Annotated in this window: 3 protein-coding genes; all 3 read left to right on the forward strand. The window is 64.6% G+C overall.

What is annotated here, in order from left to right; translation table 11 throughout:
* Nucleotides 1–270: MBL fold metallo-hydrolase (locus tag HZB86_05070; protein ID MBI5904906.1), on the forward strand; the 270-nt coding region annotated here is incomplete at its 5' end.
* A 39-nt stretch (nucleotides 271–309) separates the two neighbouring features.
* Nucleotides 310–1,494 (forward strand): MFS transporter, encoded by a 1,185-nt coding sequence (locus HZB86_05075; GenBank protein MBI5904907.1) that lies wholly within the window; start codon nucleotides 310–312, stop codon nucleotides 1,492–1,494.
* A gap of 54 nt (nucleotides 1,495–1,548) precedes the next feature.
* Complete coding sequence (locus HZB86_05080; protein MBI5904908.1) at nucleotides 1,549–1,989, forward strand: CGGC domain-containing protein; 441 nt, start codon at nucleotides 1,549–1,551, stop codon at nucleotides 1,987–1,989.
* The last annotated feature ends 59 nt before the right edge of the window (nucleotides 1,990–2,048 follow it).

A 2,048-nucleotide genomic window follows, 5' to 3' on the forward strand; every position in this document is an offset into this window, starting at 1 on the left:
GTGGCGGGGCGCGTGATCGCCTATTCGGGAGACACCGAATGGACACCGGCTCTCGTCGAGGCGGCGCGCGGCGCGGACCTTTTCGTATGCGAAGCGTACTTCTTCGACCGGAAGGTGAAGGGGCATCTCGACTATGCGACCTTCCGTTCCCGTCGCGGCGACTTCTCCTGCGGGTGCGTCGTGCTCACCCACATGAGCGGGGACATGCTGGCAAGATCCCATGAGACCGCGGACATCCCGGCGGCCGACGGCCTGCTGGTTTCTCTATAAGCAACCGCGACAATCGTCGCTTTCCGGAAGGAGCGGGGAATGCAGGGGACGCAAGGGAGCCGGAACGCCGTCGTTTTCGGGCTGGCATACCTCCTGTCGGCGTTCGGGTACGAGTTCATGGTGTTCGTCATGACCGTGCACATCTACGACCTGACCGGCAGCGCCATGAACGTCGGCCTGTTCACCGGGCTGACGTTCCTGCCGAGGCTGTTCTCCCCATACTACGGCTCCCTCTCGGACCGGTACCCGCGGGGGCGGGTCTTCTGCGTCGCGGCGATGGGGATCGCGGTCGGCGTCTTCCTGGTCGCCGAAAGCAGGGGGATCGCGTGGACCTACACGATCTGGTTCTTCATCTCGATCCTGCTGATGACCATCATGAACGTGCGTCCCGCGATCATGTCGGAGATCCTCCCCGGGGACAACTACCTGCACGGGAACGCCATCATGCTCGTTTCGTTGAACGCGGCCAGGCTGGCGGCCCCGGTCATCGGGGGGGTGGTCGCCTTGAAGTGGAACATCGCGCTGCTTCTCCACCTGACGGCCGTGGTGTACGTCGCCGCGGCGATCCTGGGGCTTGCCACCCGGGTGGCGCCGCCGGCTCCGGGGGCCACGCGGTCCGCGGGCGCCGTCTTCGCCCACGTGTGCGAAGGCGCGCGATACATCATGGCGAATCGCGACCTCCGGCACCTCGGGACGGTCGCGTTCCTGTGGCGGCTGTTCCTCGGCTGCCAGCTCCCGCTGTTCGTTGTGTACGTGAAGCAGTTCCTGGGGAGGGGGAGCGACGGATACGGGATCTTCATGACCATGGCCGGCGCGGGCAGCATCCTGGGCAGCGTCCTCGGGCCGCGTCTCGCGGCGGTGTTCGACCGGAGGAAGCTGATCCTGTGGGGGCTCGCGGCGCACTACGTCCTCTTCGCGTGCCTGGGACTCACCCGCTCCTTCACGGCCGCGGTCGCGCTGGCCACGATCAGCTTCGCCTGTTTCTACGCGACGATCGTCTCCACGCATTCGCTTCGGGACCAGGCGACGCCGATCGAATACCGCGGCCGGGTCTACGGTTCCATCACCGGGATCCTCACTCCGGCCGCGCTGGTCTCGTTCCTGGTCGGAAGCAGCCTGGCGGGCTTCTTCGGCGTGGAGAAGGTCCTGGTCGGGGCGGGAGGATTGGCGCTTGCGAGCCTGGTCGTCTTGCAGGTGAAACAGGAATTTCCGGTGGAGGGTTGACATGAGCGTTGCCGCGTGGCGCACGAAGGGTCTGCAAAGGAGGATGTCAAGCGCATGGCACGGATCGGAATTCTGAGTTGTTCCAATGCGACTCGGGAGCTCGGGTGCTCCCTGGTCGTGTGCCTGGCGGATCTCAGGGCGCGCAAGGGGGCGTTCGCGGCCTACCCGAAGGATGAAAAGCTCACCCTGGTCGGCATCATCGACTGCCCCGGGTGCCCGACCCTGACGGGACCGGACAAACTGCTCGGCCGGATCAGGGGTCTCACGGAATTCGACGTGGACGTCATTCACATGTCGTTCTGCATGAAGGCGCTGTGCCCCTTCGCCGGAAAGTACGAATCGGCGCTCAACGAGGCGTTTCCCGGGGTTCGTGTCGTCCCGGGAACGCACGCGGAGCACCAGACTCCGGAGGAGTACCGGCAAAGGATCCGGAAGCTGTTCAACCAGGAAAAGAGGAGCATGGTGGACGTCATCCTGAAAAGGGACGGCGGCTGACAAGTTCGACTTGACAGCGATTCGGCGTGTTCAATAAAATAAGACCGGTCGGTATCCTA

This window comes from Deltaproteobacteria bacterium (assembly GCA_016234845.1).
GTDB lineage: Bacteria > Desulfobacterota > Deferrimicrobia > Deferrimicrobiales > Deferrimicrobiaceae > JACRNP01.